Consider the following 14,791-nt stretch of genomic DNA (forward strand, 5'->3'; position numbering starts at 1 on the left):
AAACTAAACAAGACTCTCGCAATTACTTCGAAAGTCTTGTCTTTTATTCTAAAACCATGCAATACGTAACAAGAGGCTGGGACAAAAGTCCTAGCCTCTCATTTGTTTTTGGATTGTCGAGCAAGACGCAGTAGTTGATTAGGCTCTACTACGCCGATTTCATCAGCTTTTACAGCTCTACTCAACTGTGCGGAGGTGGGACGACGAAATCGAATTCTAACGAATTACCGATTTCTGTCCCACTCTCAATTTTCATTTTTAATAAACGCTTCCCAGATCTTTTGCTGTGGTTTAGCAAAAGGATAATCTGAAAATTCTTCTGGTGTTAACCAAACAGTCGATTCGCTCGTTGGCTGCTCCCCTTCTTTTACCAAGCCGTAACGAAGTTGAACCTGCCACTTACGATGCGAAAAGACATGCTGGACGATGGGATATGATACGTCATGCCAATCAATAACCAGGTCATAGTCCTGTTCAAAGGAAAGAATTTCAGGGTTGTCCTCCGCTTCCTTTTTCCCATCCAGTAAAGATAATTGACCCAGGTTCTCGGATAGGCTATCCACTTCAATCAACGGAAAATGCCAGAAGCCTGACAAAAGTCCTTCTTGCTCATTTTTCTCCAGCAAGTAGCGCCCGTGATGATCCTTTATAATAAAGGCTGTTAAATAAACTGGTACTGGTTTTTTCTTGGGTGCCTTGATCGGGTATCGATCCATGGTTCCATGCAAATAAGCCGCACTGTAGGCCTTTACAGGACTCTCTTCTGGTCGTGGATTGACTGGGGATTCAATATCTGAACCCAAATCCATTAAAGCTTGGTTAAAGTCCCCTGGACGATCTGGATCAATCAAGATCTCCATCATAGCTTGGAAAATCTTACGATTGGAAGGGATCCCGATATCATAATCCACCTCAAACAAGCGAGCCAGTACTCTCATGACATTACCATCCACAGCAGGCTCTGCTAATCCAAAAGCAATACTAGCAATGGCACCGGCTGTATATGGCCCAATTCCCTTCAATTTAGATATTTCCTCATAGCTTGATGGAAACACACCTTCATGTTTTTTCATGATCTGTTGGGCAGCCGTTTGCATATTGCGCACGCGAGAGTAATACCCCAAACCTTCCCAGGCTTTTAAGAGCTTTTCTTCCGGCGCATTGGCCAGATTCTTAATCGTCGGAAACCAGTTCAGAAAACGTTCGTAATAAGGAATCACAGTATCGACACGTGTCTGCTGAAGCATAATTTCAGAAATCCACACCCGATAAGCATCCTGATTTTGTCGCCAAGGGAGATCTCTTTTATTTTCATCGTACCACGCTAGAAGATCTCTACGAAAGTCTTTTATTTTTTGAGGCTCCCACATTTCAATATTGTACTCTTTTAGATCGACCATATTCTTCCTTATATCTATAATAGAAAACTCTGGGACAAGACCAGAGCTTTCACATTCTATGCTTCTTGTTTCGCTTGGGATGCAGTGATTAACGTCAACTTGAAGACATCATCTGCATTACATCCACGAGACAAGTCATTGACCGGTTTGTTCAATCCTTGAAGGACTGGACCAACAGCCGCAAATCCACCGAACCGTTCCGCCATCTTGTAGCTAATATTTCCAGCTTCAATGCTTGGGAACACAAAGACAGTGGCCTTACCAGCTACCTTACTTCCAGGAGCTTTTAAGGCTGCAATTTCTGGCACAAAAGCGGCATCAAATTGCAATTCCCCATCGATATCAAGGTCTGGGCGAAGTTCTTGGGCAATTTTAGTTGCTTCAACAACTTTATCCACCCCTTCACCAAAGCCAGATCCCTTAGTTGAATAGCTTAACATCGCGATATGTGGGTCGATGCCAAACATTTTAGCGGTACTTGCTGAATTAATGGCAATCTCAGCCAAACCTTCAGCATCTGGATTGATATTAATAGCACAGTCAGCAAAGAGATAACGTTCATCCCCACGCACCATTAAGAAGGCACCGGAAGTGCGTTTCACACCTGGTTGTGTTTTGATGATTTGAAGTGCAGGACGAACCGTTGATGCAGTTGAATGAATGGCACCTGAAACCATTCCATCCACTAAGCCAAGATAGACCAACATTACACCAAAGTAGTTGACATCTTCCAGCAAGGCTTGACGCGCTTCTTCTTCTGTCATTTTTCCCTTACGGCGCTCCACTAGTGCAGCAACCATTTCCTCAAAGCCATCATAATGATGGGGATCAATGACTTCAAAACCTTCTGTAACCCCTTCAATTTCAAGGTAAATACTGATTTTTTCAGTATTCCCTAGAAGGACGGGTGTAACATCTGATTCTTTAACAATCCGCTTAGCCGCTTGTAAAATCCGTGGCTCTTCGCCTTCAGGGAGAACAATGCGCGCATTGCGACCAACTAAGCTTGATTTGAGTTTTTCAAAAACTTCCATGAGTTTTACTCCTTTTAATAATTAATAACTGGTTTGAAGCTGTGTTAGAACAGCTTGGAAATCTGGAGGCAGTGGTCTTTCTATGACCAATTCTTCCTCTAGAAATGGATGATAATAGGAGAGACGATGGCAATGAAGGGCCTGGCGCTCAATGCCGTCTTCTAAACTTCCGCCATAGAGATCATCTCCCAAAAGGGGAAAACCGATATGAGAAAAATGAACTCGGATCTGATGGGTTCGACCTGTGTGTAACTGAATATCCACTAGGTGAATATCACCAAAAGATTGAACGACCTGGTAGCTGGTATGAGCATACTTGCCACCTTTTGCTACCTTTCGAGTAATGATCGAATCTTCATCACGCGCAATCGGAGCAATAATCTCTCCGACAGGATCAAGCTTTCCTGACCCCTTAACCAAGGCATAATAGCGTTTCTGGATCGTTTTGGCCTGCAATTGCTTATCTAAACGGGCATGAGCATAGCCATGTTTGGCAAAAAGCATGACACCACTTGTATCCTTGTCCAAACGAGTAACAATGTGAACCTGCTGATTCTCGTACCCCTGCGTAACGTAGTAACCTTTGACATAATTTGCCAGAGTATTGGAATGAATCGAACTTGGAATCGAGGAAATGCCAAAGGGTTTGTCTAAGACTAAAAAGTGATCATCCTCAAACAAAATATCCAAAGGTCGATCCAGTGGTTTTAAGGTTCCAAAACCTTCTTCTGCTGGAATCTCAATGACCAAGCGATCTCCTATATTCAACAGATAAATCACATTTTCTGGCCGATCATTCACTAAAATCTGACCACCACGAAACTTGATCTTGGCTAAGAGGCCTTTTGAAACCTCGTGCTTTTTCAGGAAAGTTTTGACCTTGACATGCTCATCGGCTATGAATTCAAATCTCATTCCCTTTCATCTCCGATAAAGGCATCCTTGACCCGATTCCAAAAACTAGTATGACTAGAGCTTGCCACAAAATTAATCTTATGATTATCGATCTGGTATTCTACCTTAGCAATATTGCGATAAGAATAAGTCGAATTATCAACAGAGATAATGTGGAAGCCAGGTCGTGTCGGTGTAATCTCGATCTTATCCTTTTTAGGAACAATGACCGAAGAGCCTAGCGTCCGATAGACTCGGTTGTTGAGACTAGCGATCTCAGCAATCTGCAACGCCTCAATAGTTGGGTGAAGGACTGCTCCTCCCAAGGATTTGTTGTAAGCCGTACTTCCTGTAGGAGTCGAAACGGTAATCCCATCTCCTCTGAAGCGCTCAAAATCCACACCATTGATCATAAGATCAGCCACCATAGTCCTGTCACTGCGCTTGATCGTAGCTTCGTTCAGCGCTCTCATCGTACGGGTTTCCCCATTGTCAAAGGTAATCTTAACATTTAAAATAGGGTAGGAAACCTTGGCCCCCGTGTCATATTTTAAATTTTCGACCAGCTTGTCAATCTCGCTGTCTAAGTAATCGGTATAAAAGCCTAGGTGCCCAGTATGGACACCGATAAAACGAACCCGATCTAACTGGTGTTCATACTTATGAAAAGCCGACAGCAACATCCCATCTCCACCAATGGAAATGACAATATCGGGATGTTTCTCCGTTAAAATAAAATTATTTTGACGAAGCTTGTAACGCAATTGTTGAAAAACCTCTTCACTCTGACGCTTTCGATTGCGAATGATGGATACTTTTTTACCTATAGTCTTCATCTGTGTCATCACTATTTCCAACGCCATCATTTAACTTACGATGAAGTGGATCAAACAGGGCTTGAGCTTCCTGGATCGCATCCCGAATGGCACCCATCTCTTCATCCAAGAGATAAGCAAGGTTTGCGGTCGTCTCTAAGCGTTTTTTGATCTCGTCTGGAAAGTCTCCTTTATATTTATAATTTAGCGAATGTTCGATTGTTGCCCAAAAATTCATGGACAAGGTCCGAATTTGAATCTCTGCTAAGATGGTTTCATTTCCATCGATGGTATCAACGGGATACTCTACTACCACATGGTAGCTTCTGTAACCACTGGATTTTTTGTGGCGAATATAGTCCCGCTCTTGGATCACACGCATATCCTGCCGATGTCGCAAGACCTCCAGAACCTCATCCACATCATCCACAAACTGGACCATGATCCGAAGCCCCGCTATATCTTGCATATCCTGGGCCAGATTTTCTTCTGAAATACTTCTTCGAACCATCTTTTCGCGGATACTCTCGATGGGTTTTACACGGCCTGTGACAAACTCGATGGGTGAATGCTTTTGTTGCTTCCGGTATTGTTTGCGAATTCCCCGAAGTTTAATTTTTAATTCTCCAACTGCTTGGATATAGGGGTCTAAGAAATTTTCCCAATCAATTGCCATCCTACCACCTTGTATTCTGAAACGTTTTTGTATACAATAAACACATCTCTTATTATATCATGAATCGCTACCAAAAAAAAGCAAAGGATGACAAAATGAACCATTTAGAAATTGAATACAAAACCATGTTAGACATGGATGAATACCAATCCCTTCTTCCACTTTTTACTGACACTCAAGAGGTCGTCCAAACCAATCACTATATCGACACTCCAGATCAGCTCATCCGCAAAGAAAAGATGGCACTCCGCGTTCGGACCTTTGCAAGCACAGCTGAACTCACCCTAAAGGTACCTGAGACAGTCGGCCACTTCGAATACAATCAAGACCTGAGTCCAGAAGAAATCCAGTCTATCCTACAGCATCAAGCCTTTCCAGATGGTGAAATTAAGGAATTGTTATCCTCCAAAAAGATCCCACTTGAGAAACTGGCCGTCTGGGGAAGTCTCACGACCAAACGCTTGGAAAAAGAGACAGAAGCAGGCCTAGTCGCACTTGACTACAGTACTTATCTAGACACAGCAGACTATGAATTGGAAATCGAGGTAGAGACAGCTGAAGAGGAAGCAAATTTTCAACAATTCATAAAGGATCATGGTATCAGCTACAAACCCGCTAAAAGTAAAATCGCAAGATTGGCACAAAGGTTGTTAAATAGCTGAAATTATCACAATTTTTTGCTAAAATAGTGCTAAGATTAAAATTCTAAAAGAGGTTGGAATCACATGTCAGATAAAAAAAATATGAAACTCTTCTCTCTCAATTCAAATCCAGACATTGCGCAGAAAATAGCGGAACACGCTGGTGTCCCACTTGGGAAAATTTCTTCACGCCAATTTTCTGATGGAGAAATCCAAGTCAATATTGAAGAAAGTGTTCGTGGATACGATATCTATATCATTCAATCAACGAGCTATCCCGTTAACAATCACTTAATGGAACTCTTGATCATGGTTGATGCTTGTCAACGGGCTAGTGCCAATACGGTCAATGTGGTCATGCCTTATTTTGGCTACGCCCGTCAAGACCGTACTGCTGCTCCTCGTGAACCAATCACAGCTAAATTGGTTGCGAATATGTTGGTCAAAGCCGGTGTTGATCGTGTCGTAACACTGGATCTTCACGCTGTTCAGGTCCAAGGGTTCTTTGATATCGCAGTAGACAACCTCTATACCATCCCACTCTTTGCGGAACACTATATTAACAAAGGATTAACTGGCTCCGATGTCGTCGTGGTTAGTCCAAAGAATTCCGGTGTTAAACGCGCTCGTAGTTTAGCCGAATACTTGGATTCTCCAATCGCTATTATCGATTACGAACAAGATGATGCCAACCGTGATTATGGCTATATCATTGGAGATGTCAAGGGTAAGAAGGCCATCTTGATTGATGATATTTTAAACACTGGTAAAACCTTCTCAGAATCATCTAAAATCGTTCAACGAGAGGGAGCAACTGAGATTTATGCCGTCTCTAGCCATGGTTTATTTGTCAAGGGAGCTGCAGAATTATTAGACCAATCTCCTATCAAAGAAATCTTGGTAACAGATTCCGTTGCTACCAAAGAAAAGACTCCTAAAAATGTGAACTATCTGACAGCCAGCGAATTAATTGCTGAAGCAATTGTTCGTATCCAAGAAAGAAAACCGGTTAGTCCACTTTTTGCTTATCATAAGAAATAAGGTCCTCATTTGATATACTTTGATAATGCAGCAACGACGCCTCTCTTGCCTGAAGTCATCACCAAAATGACTGAAACCATGCAATCGACATATGGAAACCCTTCTAGCCTCCATGCCCATGGTCGAATGGCTAAAAAACTCCTCAGAGAAGCGCGTGAGCAAATTGCTCAAGCTCTCCATACCCTTCCCAATCGCATTCTCTTCACTTCAGGTGGATCAGAAAGTAATAATACAGTTCTAAAAGGCTACTGTCTCAAACACCAAGATCAAGGCAAGCATATCATTACGACTGCTCTTGAGCACCATGCTGTCTTAGAGCCTCTTGAATACCTTGTCGAACGTTTTGGATTCGAGGTAACGATCATTCAACCAAGAGATGGTCGCATACAGGTCGATGATCTCAAGGCAGCCCTGAGACCTGATACCATCCTTGTCTCGACCATGTATGCCAATAATGAGACAGGTGATCTCTTACCCATCAAAGAAATCGGAAAACTTCTAAAAAACCATCCTGCAGCCTTTCATGTCGATGCCGTTCAAGCAATTGGCAAGATCCCTGTTTATCCTGAAGAGCTGGGAATCGATTTTCTCAGTGCTTCAGCTCATAAGTTCCATGGACCAAAAGGAGTCGGCTTTCTTTATGCAGCGACTCCAGATTTTGATCAACTCTTACACGGTGGCGATCAAGAAAATAAAATGAGAGCCAGCACCGAAAATCTTATTTCCATCGTCGGAATGGCTGAGGCACTTCATCAGGCTAGCCTTCATCAAGAAGAAAACTTCCGCCAAGTTCAAAAACTCGGACAAGAACTAGTCAATGGTTTAGCAACCTACGACTATTACGTAAACGCTTGTGATGACCACCTTCCCTTTGTATGGAACCTTGGCTTTCCAGGTGTGCAAAATGACATCTTACTCATGCGACTGGATCTAGCGGGTATCTCTGTATCCACTGGTTCTGCTTGCACTGCTGGGACCGTACAACCCAGCCATGTTTTAGAAGCCCTCTATGGCGCTGAAAGTCCTCGCCTAAAAGAATCCCTGAGGATTAGTTTTTCAGAACTCAATACCACTGAGGAAGTTCAAACCTTCCTCGCAAGTCTTAAAGAAATTTTATCATAGGAGAACAATATGGCATTTGAAACCACTGTTTCATTAAAAGACTGTAAATATACCTATCGTCTTCATCCCAATGTGAAGAAATACACCCTTCGCGACAACACCTTTGCTGTCACAAAAGTTGGCAACTTCGAATTAAATCGTTTACTTGAAGCTGTTCCCAACAGCGGTGATGGATTTTTACTCAAAATCATCTTTAATAAAGACCTCTCAGGCTTCAAAATTAACATCACTGATAAGTCTGGGCTTCGCCTAGTCAACATCTTTAAAGATTCAAAAAATGACATCATCCAACAAAAATTTTATTTCTTAATGGATAGTCTCGTTGAAAGAGAAATTTTCGATAAAATCGAGGTTTAAAAATGGTTACTTTAACTTATATAGATGCTTATCATGTGGAACGTACCACTACTTACACTGATCTTGAGGCCTGTATCCTTGCTTTTTCAGGCTGTGTGACCCTTCCGGACACCTACACCGTTACGTCCATTCACTACAAGGGAAAAAGACTTCCTTATACTGGAAAAATAGACGGCCTCTACAACTTTCTAAAGAAGGTTGAGCAAGACGAAAGAGCCTAAACAGTTGCTACAAACAGAAAATTCTTTGTTTGTAGCAACTGTTTTCTTTTGGTAAAAAAAATAGAGAAAAATCGGTTTAGATAGTTGATTTTTTCACAATCTTCCTATACAATAAAGGGGAAAGGTTGTGATATTGTGAAACATGATAAAAATACACCAATTCCACGCGCAACAGCAAAACGCTTATCCCTTTATTACCGCATTTTCAAGCGCTTCAACTCCGAAAAAATAGAGAAAGCCAATTCCAAGCAAATCGCAGATGCTATCGGAATTGACTCAGCGACAGTTCGCCGAGACTTCTCTTATTTTGGCGAATTGGGAAGACGGGGCTTCGGATATGATGTCAAAAAGCTAATGAACTTTTTCGCAGATCTTTTAAATGATAATGCGATTACCAACGTAGCCATTGTTGGGATCGGCAATATGGGAAGTGCGCTTCTTAACTACCGCTTCCACGAGCGAAACAAAATGAAAATTGTCATGGCTTTTGATGTAGATGACCACGAACTGGTTGATACCAAAAGTAAGGATGGAATTCCCATTTACGGAATTTCTTCAATCAAAGAAAAATTAAAACAAGAAGGAATCCAGACAGCTATTTTGACCGTTCCTAGTGTCAAGGCGCAAGAAGTGGCAAGCCTCCTTGTCGATGCTGGTATCAAGGGTATTTTAAGCTTTTCACCGGTTCATTTATCCCTCCCAAAAAGTGTTGTCGTTCAATATGTGGACCTAACCAGTGAGTTGCAAACCCTTCTTTATTTCATGAGAAAAAACGAAGAATAACAAGAAACAGCTTTAGTAAAAAAAGAGAGTGGGACAGAAATCGGTCATTCGTTAGAATTCGATTNNCACTCAACCACTGCGTTTTGCTCGACAATCCAAAGAAAATTAAGAGGCTAGGACTTTTGTCCCAGCCTTTTTTATACTAAGAGATCAGTCTCTTCACGGTAACTGTAATAGTTATCTTCTGAAACAATCAAATGATCCAACAAGGTTAAACCCATCACATCACAGGCTTCTATGACACGATTGGTGACCTCATCATCATTTTTACTCGGAAATACTGCACCAGATGGATGATTGTGAGCTAGAATGATAGAGGTAGCCATATGCTTTAAGGCATAGTGGAGAATTTCGCGCGGTTCTGCGATACTACGATTGACCGTTCCGATAAAGATAGTCTGTTGGTGAATAATCTCATTTTGTGTATTCAAATAGAGTGCTACTAGATGCTCCTGCTTCTTATGGCCAATTTCCTGTTGAATTTTATGGGCCAATTTTTGACTGCTCATGATCTGTTCTGAACTCATCAACTGATCTTTGTGAATCCGTCTTCCTAACTCGATAACCGCTTGCAGTTCAATTGCCTTGACACGACCAATTCCTGAGATTTCCTGCAACTCTTCTAAGGTCAAATCCCCCAGCTCTTTTAAACTATTCACAGACGTCAAGAGGTTTTGGGCAATCTCATAGACACTTTTTTGTTTATTTCCAGTCCTCAGTAGAATAGATACCAGCTCCTGGTGACTTAACTTCTCAACTCCCTCTGAGACCAAACGTTCTCTAGGAAGCAAAGATGGTTCAATAAATGAAATTTCGTACATAATTTCCTCCTCACTTATTAATTCGTAATCAAAAGAGAAAATCATGTATTTCTTTACTGACAAGATATTTCTTGCTTCAAATCATCCAATACTAGCACTTGGTCTTTCTTAAACCAAATTTGGTATCCGCTCTGTACTTGCTCCAGTTCTTTTAAAAATGTTTGAATCTCAGAACGCATCAAATACTCTTGGTGCTGAGGAATCGCCTCTAGTGCCTGATAAAGCTGCTCGACTTCATAAATGCCTTTTGTAATTAAACCATTTCGTGGAAAATCATTGACTAAAAGTTTGTAAAAATGATGTAAGAGATGATAAATCCGATCCTTGGTCACAATTTTTCCTCCTTATCCTGCCTTACCACCTAGTATTATACCTTGAATTTCACACAGAAGTATGACAAGTCTCTTACATTATGTTACCAGTCTCTTACATTTTTACAGTTTTCATTCATAAAAATAGAAGCCTAGGCCTTGCCTTAAGCTTCTATTTCCTTAAAGTTGCATTTGATTGTAGGATTTCCCAAAGGAATCCAAGATATCTTTTGGAGCCTTGTCATAGTCAACGGAGGTTTCCAAAGTCCCTTTGACAATCGTACGATAAGTTGCTGCAGCATCCTCACAAGTTACTAGCGTAATTTCATTGACACCTTCACGGTCTTGGATTACATCCACACGATCAGGGGTCACCGTCTCAACAGACGAGATGACATAGGTATAAATCTTTTCCTTATCCGTGATGTAGATCTTCATGCCAGCCTTGGCTTTTTCCAAAGGTGAGAATAACATAGCATTAGCACCAGTCAAGCCAAAGACATGGTGACTGGCAAGTGAATAATTGCCTTTCCCCATGACTTGGGTTTCCTTCATGGTCCCTGCGCCATAATATAGGGCAACGTTTTCGAGTCCCTTAAAGATGGGAAGATTCATGTTTAATTCAGGAATCGAAATTCCACCAATAACAGGAAGCTTCTGAGCCTGCCATTGAGCATTGATCACTGCTTCAGTCGACAAAGACTGCACATGCTGAAAATCAAAACTCGTCTTTACTTTCTTATTTTTATCTAGGGTCTTTTTATCAACCTTGCTCACCTGGTATTGATTGGTGTGCCATACCATGATCATATTTCGGATCGGTGCATTAAAGATCAATAACAGCGAGAGGATAATCAAGAGCGTTGCAACGACATTGATAAGAGTATTGCGTAAACTCTTTTTCTTTTTTCTTTTGCGTGACATTCTGTCCCCTTATCTATTCGTTTTCTTCTACTATTTCTTCGTCTTTTTCATCGGCCTGAACTGTTGTAAAGGTCACAATCTTAGCATCCTGATCCAGTCGCATCACTTTCACACCCTGAGTGGAACGACCAGTTTGAGAAATATTAGCCACACCCGTCCGAATCATCACACCAGTATTGGTTATAATCATAAGGTCTTCATTGCCTTCAACAGTCATGAGACCTGCGAGAGCACCATTTTTCTCTGTAATGTTGGCTGTCTTAATTCCCTTACCACCACGACCTTTGGTTGGGTATTCACTTGCCATTGTCCGCTTACCATACCCTTTTTCAGTGATGATCAACACTTCATCTTGGTCCGTAATCACGCTAGCACCGACAACCTGGTCTCCATCACGAAGATTCACTCCACGAACCCCAGTGGCTGTCCGGCCCATATTCCGAACGACCGATTCATTAAAGCGAACAGAATAGCCATACTTGGTACCGATGATAACGTCTGTATCTCCATCAGTAAGGAAGACATTGATCAATTCATCATCATCTCTTAGATTTAAGGCTTTCAGTCCATTTTGACGGATATTTGAAAACTCTGCTACATTGGTCCGTTTCACCAAACCTTGTCGCGTCGTAAAGAAGAGATAAGCCTCATCACTTCGATCTTGCTCAACATTGATAATGGTTTGAATGGACTCTCCTTCGTCCAGTTTCAAAAGATTGACAATCGGTAAGCCTTTGGCTGTACGTCCATATTCTGGGATTTCATATCCTTTCAGACGATAGACACGTCCCTTATTGGTAAAGAAGAGCAGATGGTCGTGGGTGCTAGTTGATACCAGTTCACGGACAAAATCATCATTTTTTACACCCGTTCCTTGAACACCACGTCCCCCACGTTTTTGAGCTGTAAATTCAGCTTGGTCCAAACGTTTGATATATCCTTTGTTAGAAAGAGTAATCAAGACATCGGTTTCTTCAATCAAGTCCTCATCTTCAAGAGACAGAACTTCACCGACCATCAACTCCGTGCGACGAGCATCGCCAAACTTGCGTTTGACTTCTTCCAATTCTTCTTTGATAATTGCAATGACCCGTTCTGGTTTAGCCAAAATATCTGCTAAATCAGCAATCAAAGCTACCAAGTCATCGTATTCATTTTGAATTTTATCTCGTTCCAAACCAGTCAAACGACGAAGACGCATATCCAATATAGCTTGACTTTGGCGTTCTGACAGCTTAAATTTGCTCATCAATTCCGCTTGAGCCTCTGCATCCGTTTGGCTGTTGCGAATGATTTTGATTACTTCATCAATATGATCTAGGGCAATGAGCAAGCCTTCTAAAATATGAGCTCGCGCTTCTGCCTTTTCTTTATCAAAGATGGTCCGGCGAGTCACTACTTCTTTTTGATGCTCAATATAAGCGCCCAAAATTTGACGAAGAGAGAGAATTTTAGGAACCCCATTTTCGATGGCCAACATATTGAAACCAAAGCTAGTTTGCATTTGAGTCAGCTTAAAGAGGTTGTTTAAGATCACGTTTGCAGATGCATCCCGGCGTACTTCAATGATAAAGCGAACCCCTTCACGGTTGGATTCATCCCGTACAGCTGTAATCCCTTCGATCCGTTTTTCTTGCACTAAACGGACAATATGTTCATGGACCTTGGTCTTATTGACCATATATGGAAACTCAGTCACGACAATGCGTTCTCGGCCGCTCTTAGTTACTTCAATCTCAGTGCGGGAACGAAGGACGATAGAACCTTTCCCTGTCTCATAAGCCTTGAAGATCCCTGATTTCCCCATGACAAGAGCTCCTGTCGGGAAATCCGGACCTGGCAAAACTTCCATCAAGTCGCGTGTCGTCACTTCAGGATTGTCCATCATCAACTTCACAGCATCAATGGTTTCTCCAAGGTTGTGAGGTGGAATATTAGTGGCCATCCCAACAGCGATCCCCGTTGCCCCATTTACAAGAAGGTTCGGAAAACGCGCTGGAAGAACTAATGGTTCGCGCTCACTGGCGTCATAGTTATCCACAAAATCAACGGTATTTTTGTTGATATCGCGCAACATTTCAAGAGCGATCTTACTCATACGAGCTTCGGTATACCGTTGTGCAGCGGCACCATCACCGTCCATAGAACCAAAGTTTCCATGACCATCCACTAACATGTAGCGATAACTCCACCACTGAGCCATCCGAACCATGGCTTCATAAATAGAGGAATCCCCGTGTGGGTGATATTTACCCATAACATCCCCTGTGATACGAGCTGATTTCTTATGTGGTTTGTCAGGTGAAACCCCCAACTCGTTCATACCGTATAAGATACGGCGATGAACAGGTTTTAAACCATCTCGAACGTCAGGAAGAGCACGAGACACGATTACACTCATGGCATAATCGATAAAGCTCGTCTTCATTTCTGATGTTAAATTCACATTAATAAGATTATTATCCTGCATTCAAAAAATGCCTCTCTTTACTTAATTCACCCCTCTATTATATCACATTTTACGCTATTTTACTCTCTGTGAGCACAAATGTAAAAACGTTTACATCTCAGGTTCTATACTATTTTGAGTGACAAAGACATTTAAAAGTGGTAAAATGAAAACGAATGAGAGATAATCTCAAAAAAAAATGAAGGAGATGTTTAGACTCATGACTGCAACTAAACAACACAAAAAAGTCATCCTTGTTGGTGACGGTGCCGTAGGTTCATCTTACGCTTTCGCACTTGTAAACCAAGGTATTGCTCAAGAACTTGGAATCATTGAAATTCCTCAATTGTTCGAAAAGGCTGTCGGTGATGCTCTTGACCTTAGCCACGCCCTTGCCTTCACTTCACCTAAGAAGATCTACGCAGCTAAGTACGAAGACTGTGCAGATGCCGATCTAGTTGTCATCACTGCTGGTGCACCTCAAAAACCAGGTGAAACTCGTCTTGACCTTGTAGGTAAGAACCTTGCCATCAACAAATCAATCGTAACTCAAGTTGTTGAATCAGGTTTCAAAGGTATCTTCCTTGTTGCTGCGAACCCAGTTGACGTCTTGACATACTCTACTTGGAAATTCTCTGGATTCCCTAAAGAACGTGTTATCGGTTCAGGTACTTCACTGGACTCAGCTCGTTTCCGTCAAGCCCTTGCTGAAAAATTGGACGTAGATGCTCGTTCTGTTCACGCCTACATCATGGGTGAACACGGTGACTCAGAATTCGCTGTTTGGTCACATGCTAACATTGCAGGTGTCAACCTTGAAGAATTCTTGAAAGACACTCAAAACGTTCAAGAAACTGAACTCATCGAATTGTTCGAAGGTGTTCGTGACGCAGCTTACACTATCATCAATAAAAAAGGTGCTACTTACTACGGTATCGCAGTCGCCCTTGCTCGTATTACAAAAGCTATCCTTGATGATGAACATGCTGTCCTTCCTCTTTCAGTATTCCAAGAAGGTCAATATGGCGTGAAGAACGTCTATATCGGTCAACCAGCCGTTGTTGGTGCGCATGGTATTGTACGTCCTGTAAACATCCCATTGAACGATGCTGAAACTCAAAAGATGCAAGCTTCTGCTTCTGAGTTGCAAGCCATCATTGATGAAGCATGGAAAAACCCTGAATTCCAAGCAGCATCTAAAAACTAATCCATCAATAGAAAAGGCTCTCTGATTTCCAGAGAGTCTTTTTTCTAACTCTAAATAAATAAAAAGAGAGAGTGGGACAGAAATCGGTAATTCGT

General features: G+C 41.8%; 16 protein-coding genes. 7 read left to right on the forward strand and 9 right to left on the reverse strand.

The window, feature by feature from the left end:
* Window positions 1-245: 245 nt before the first annotated feature.
* The 5 genes from mutY to yjbM are packed head-to-tail and all read right to left on the reverse strand — an operon-like array spanning window position 246 to window position 4,819.
* On the reverse strand, window positions 246-1,400 hold the full coding sequence (gene mutY, locus BTU61_RS00005) for an A/G-specific adenine glycosylase (protein WP_200771792.1): 1,155 nt from the start codon (window positions 1,398-1,400) through the stop codon (window positions 246-248).
* Window positions 1,401-1,456: 56 nt separating this feature from the next.
* On the reverse strand, window positions 1,457-2,434 hold the full coding sequence (gene pta, locus BTU61_RS00010) for a phosphate acetyltransferase (protein ID WP_200771793.1): 978 nt from the start codon (window positions 2,432-2,434) through the stop codon (window positions 1,457-1,459).
* A gap of 21 nt (window positions 2,435-2,455) precedes the next feature.
* Complete coding sequence (locus BTU61_RS00015) at window positions 2,456-3,349, reverse strand: RluA family pseudouridine synthase (RefSeq protein WP_200771794.1); 894 nt, start codon at window positions 3,347-3,349, stop codon at window positions 2,456-2,458.
* A complete protein-coding gene (locus tag BTU61_RS00020; protein ID WP_338058542.1) occupies window positions 3,346-4,164 on the reverse strand; it encodes an NAD kinase in 819 nt (272 codons plus the stop codon). The genes BTU61_RS00015 and BTU61_RS00020 overlap by 4 nt, the downstream gene beginning before the upstream one ends.
* A complete protein-coding gene (gene yjbM / locus BTU61_RS00025) occupies window positions 4,148-4,819 on the reverse strand; it encodes a GTP diphosphokinase (RefSeq protein ID WP_187538910.1) in 672 nt (223 codons plus the stop codon). The genes BTU61_RS00020 and yjbM overlap by 17 nt, the downstream gene beginning before the upstream one ends.
* Window positions 4,820-4,914: 95 nt before the next feature.
* Between yjbM and BTU61_RS00030 the strand changes: the two genes are divergently transcribed.
* From BTU61_RS00030 to BTU61_RS00055, 6 genes are all read left to right on the forward strand, one after another.
* Complete coding sequence (locus BTU61_RS00030) at window positions 4,915-5,481, forward strand: CYTH domain-containing protein (protein WP_200771796.1); 567 nt, start codon at window positions 4,915-4,917, stop codon at window positions 5,479-5,481.
* A 63-nt stretch (window positions 5,482-5,544) separates the two neighbouring features.
* Entirely contained in the window at window positions 5,545-6,501 is a 957-nt protein-coding gene (locus tag BTU61_RS00035) for a ribose-phosphate diphosphokinase (RefSeq protein WP_200771797.1), read from the forward strand.
* Window positions 6,502-6,510: 9 nt separating this feature from the next.
* A complete protein-coding gene (locus BTU61_RS00040; protein WP_200771798.1) occupies window positions 6,511-7,623 on the forward strand; it encodes a cysteine desulfurase family protein in 1,113 nt (370 codons plus the stop codon).
* A 9-nt stretch (window positions 7,624-7,632) separates the two neighbouring features.
* Entirely contained in the window at window positions 7,633-7,980 is a 348-nt protein-coding gene (locus BTU61_RS00045) for a DUF1831 domain-containing protein (RefSeq protein ID WP_200771799.1), read from the forward strand.
* Window positions 7,981-7,982: 2 nt separating this feature from the next.
* Window positions 7,983-8,201, forward strand: a complete 219-nt coding sequence (locus BTU61_RS00050; protein ID WP_200771800.1) for a DUF4649 family protein — start codon at window positions 7,983-7,985, stop codon at window positions 8,199-8,201.
* Window positions 8,202-8,336: 135 nt separating this feature from the next.
* Window positions 8,337-8,984, forward strand: coding sequence for a redox-sensing transcriptional repressor Rex (locus BTU61_RS00055; protein WP_187538922.1), 648 nt, complete (start codon window positions 8,337-8,339; stop codon window positions 8,982-8,984).
* Window positions 8,985-9,121: 137 nt separating this feature from the next.
* Here BTU61_RS00055 and radC read toward each other — a convergent pair whose 3' ends face one another.
* From radC to gyrA, 4 genes are all read right to left on the reverse strand, one after another.
* The gene (gene radC / locus BTU61_RS00060; RefSeq protein ID WP_200771801.1) at window positions 9,122-9,805 is read right to left on the reverse strand and encodes a RadC family protein; all 684 of its coding nucleotides are present in this window, start codon (window positions 9,803-9,805) and stop codon (window positions 9,122-9,124) included.
* Window positions 9,806-9,858: 53 nt separating this feature from the next.
* Window positions 9,859-10,137 (reverse strand): porphobilinogen deaminase, encoded by a 279-nt coding sequence (locus BTU61_RS00065; protein WP_187538926.1) that lies wholly within the window; start codon window positions 10,135-10,137, stop codon window positions 9,859-9,861.
* A 159-nt stretch (window positions 10,138-10,296) separates the two neighbouring features.
* Window positions 10,297-11,040 carry a class A sortase gene (locus BTU61_RS00070; protein WP_200771802.1) on the reverse strand — a complete coding sequence of 248 codons (744 nt, stop codon included), beginning with the start codon at window positions 11,038-11,040 and terminating at the stop codon, window positions 10,297-10,299.
* Window positions 11,041-11,053: 13 nt separating this feature from the next.
* Window positions 11,054-13,510: a DNA gyrase subunit A gene (gene gyrA / locus BTU61_RS00075; RefSeq protein ID WP_200771803.1), complete on the reverse strand. Its 2,457-nt coding sequence runs from the start codon at window positions 13,508-13,510 to the stop codon at window positions 11,054-11,056.
* 199 nt (window positions 13,511-13,709) lie between these two features.
* Between gyrA and BTU61_RS00080 the strand changes: the two genes are divergently transcribed.
* Window positions 13,710-14,696: an L-lactate dehydrogenase gene (locus tag BTU61_RS00080; protein WP_187538932.1), complete on the forward strand. Its 987-nt coding sequence runs from the start codon at window positions 13,710-13,712 to the stop codon at window positions 14,694-14,696.
* Window positions 14,697-14,791 lie beyond the last annotated feature (95 nt).

The organism is Streptococcus lactarius, assembly GCF_016642265.1.
GTDB lineage: Bacteria > Bacillota > Bacilli > Lactobacillales > Streptococcaceae > Streptococcus > Streptococcus lactarius.

Coding starts and splice junctions, on each gene's coding strand:
- BTU61_RS00080 (WP_187538932.1), top strand. CDS start 13,710: ATGACTGCAACTAAACAACACAAAAAAGTCATCCTTGTTGGTGACGGT.
- pta (WP_200771793.1), bottom strand. CDS start 2,434: ATGGAAGTTTTTGAAAAACTCAAATCAAGCTTAGTTGGTCGCAATGCG.
- BTU61_RS00015 (WP_200771794.1), bottom strand. CDS start 3,349: ATGAGATTTGAATTCATAGCCGATGAGCATGTCAAGGTCAAAACTTTC.
- BTU61_RS00030 (WP_200771796.1), top strand. CDS start 4,915: ATGAACCATTTAGAAATTGAATACAAAACCATGTTAGACATGGATGAA.
- BTU61_RS00035 (WP_200771797.1), top strand. CDS start 5,545: ATGTCAGATAAAAAAAATATGAAACTCTTCTCTCTCAATTCAAATCCA.
- gyrA (WP_200771803.1), bottom strand. CDS start 13,510: ATGCAGGATAATAATCTTATTAATGTGAATTTAACATCAGAAATGAAG.
- yjbM (WP_187538910.1), bottom strand. CDS start 4,819: ATGGCAATTGATTGGGAAAATTTCTTAGACCCCTATATCCAAGCAGTT.
- BTU61_RS00020 (WP_338058542.1), bottom strand. CDS start 4,164: ATGAAGACTATAGGTAAAAAAGTATCCATCATTCGCAATCGAAAGCGT.
- mutY (WP_200771792.1), bottom strand. CDS start 1,400: ATGGTCGATCTAAAAGAGTACAATATTGAAATGTGGGAGCCTCAAAAA.
- BTU61_RS00070 (WP_200771802.1), bottom strand. CDS start 11,040: ATGTCACGCAAAAGAAAAAAGAAAAAGAGTTTACGCAATACTCTTATC.
- BTU61_RS00045 (WP_200771799.1), top strand. CDS start 7,633: ATGGCATTTGAAACCACTGTTTCATTAAAAGACTGTAAATATACCTAT.
- BTU61_RS00050 (WP_200771800.1), top strand. CDS start 7,983: ATGGTTACTTTAACTTATATAGATGCTTATCATGTGGAACGTACCACT.
- radC (WP_200771801.1), bottom strand. CDS start 9,805: ATGTACGAAATTTCATTTATTGAACCATCTTTGCTTCCTAGAGAACGT.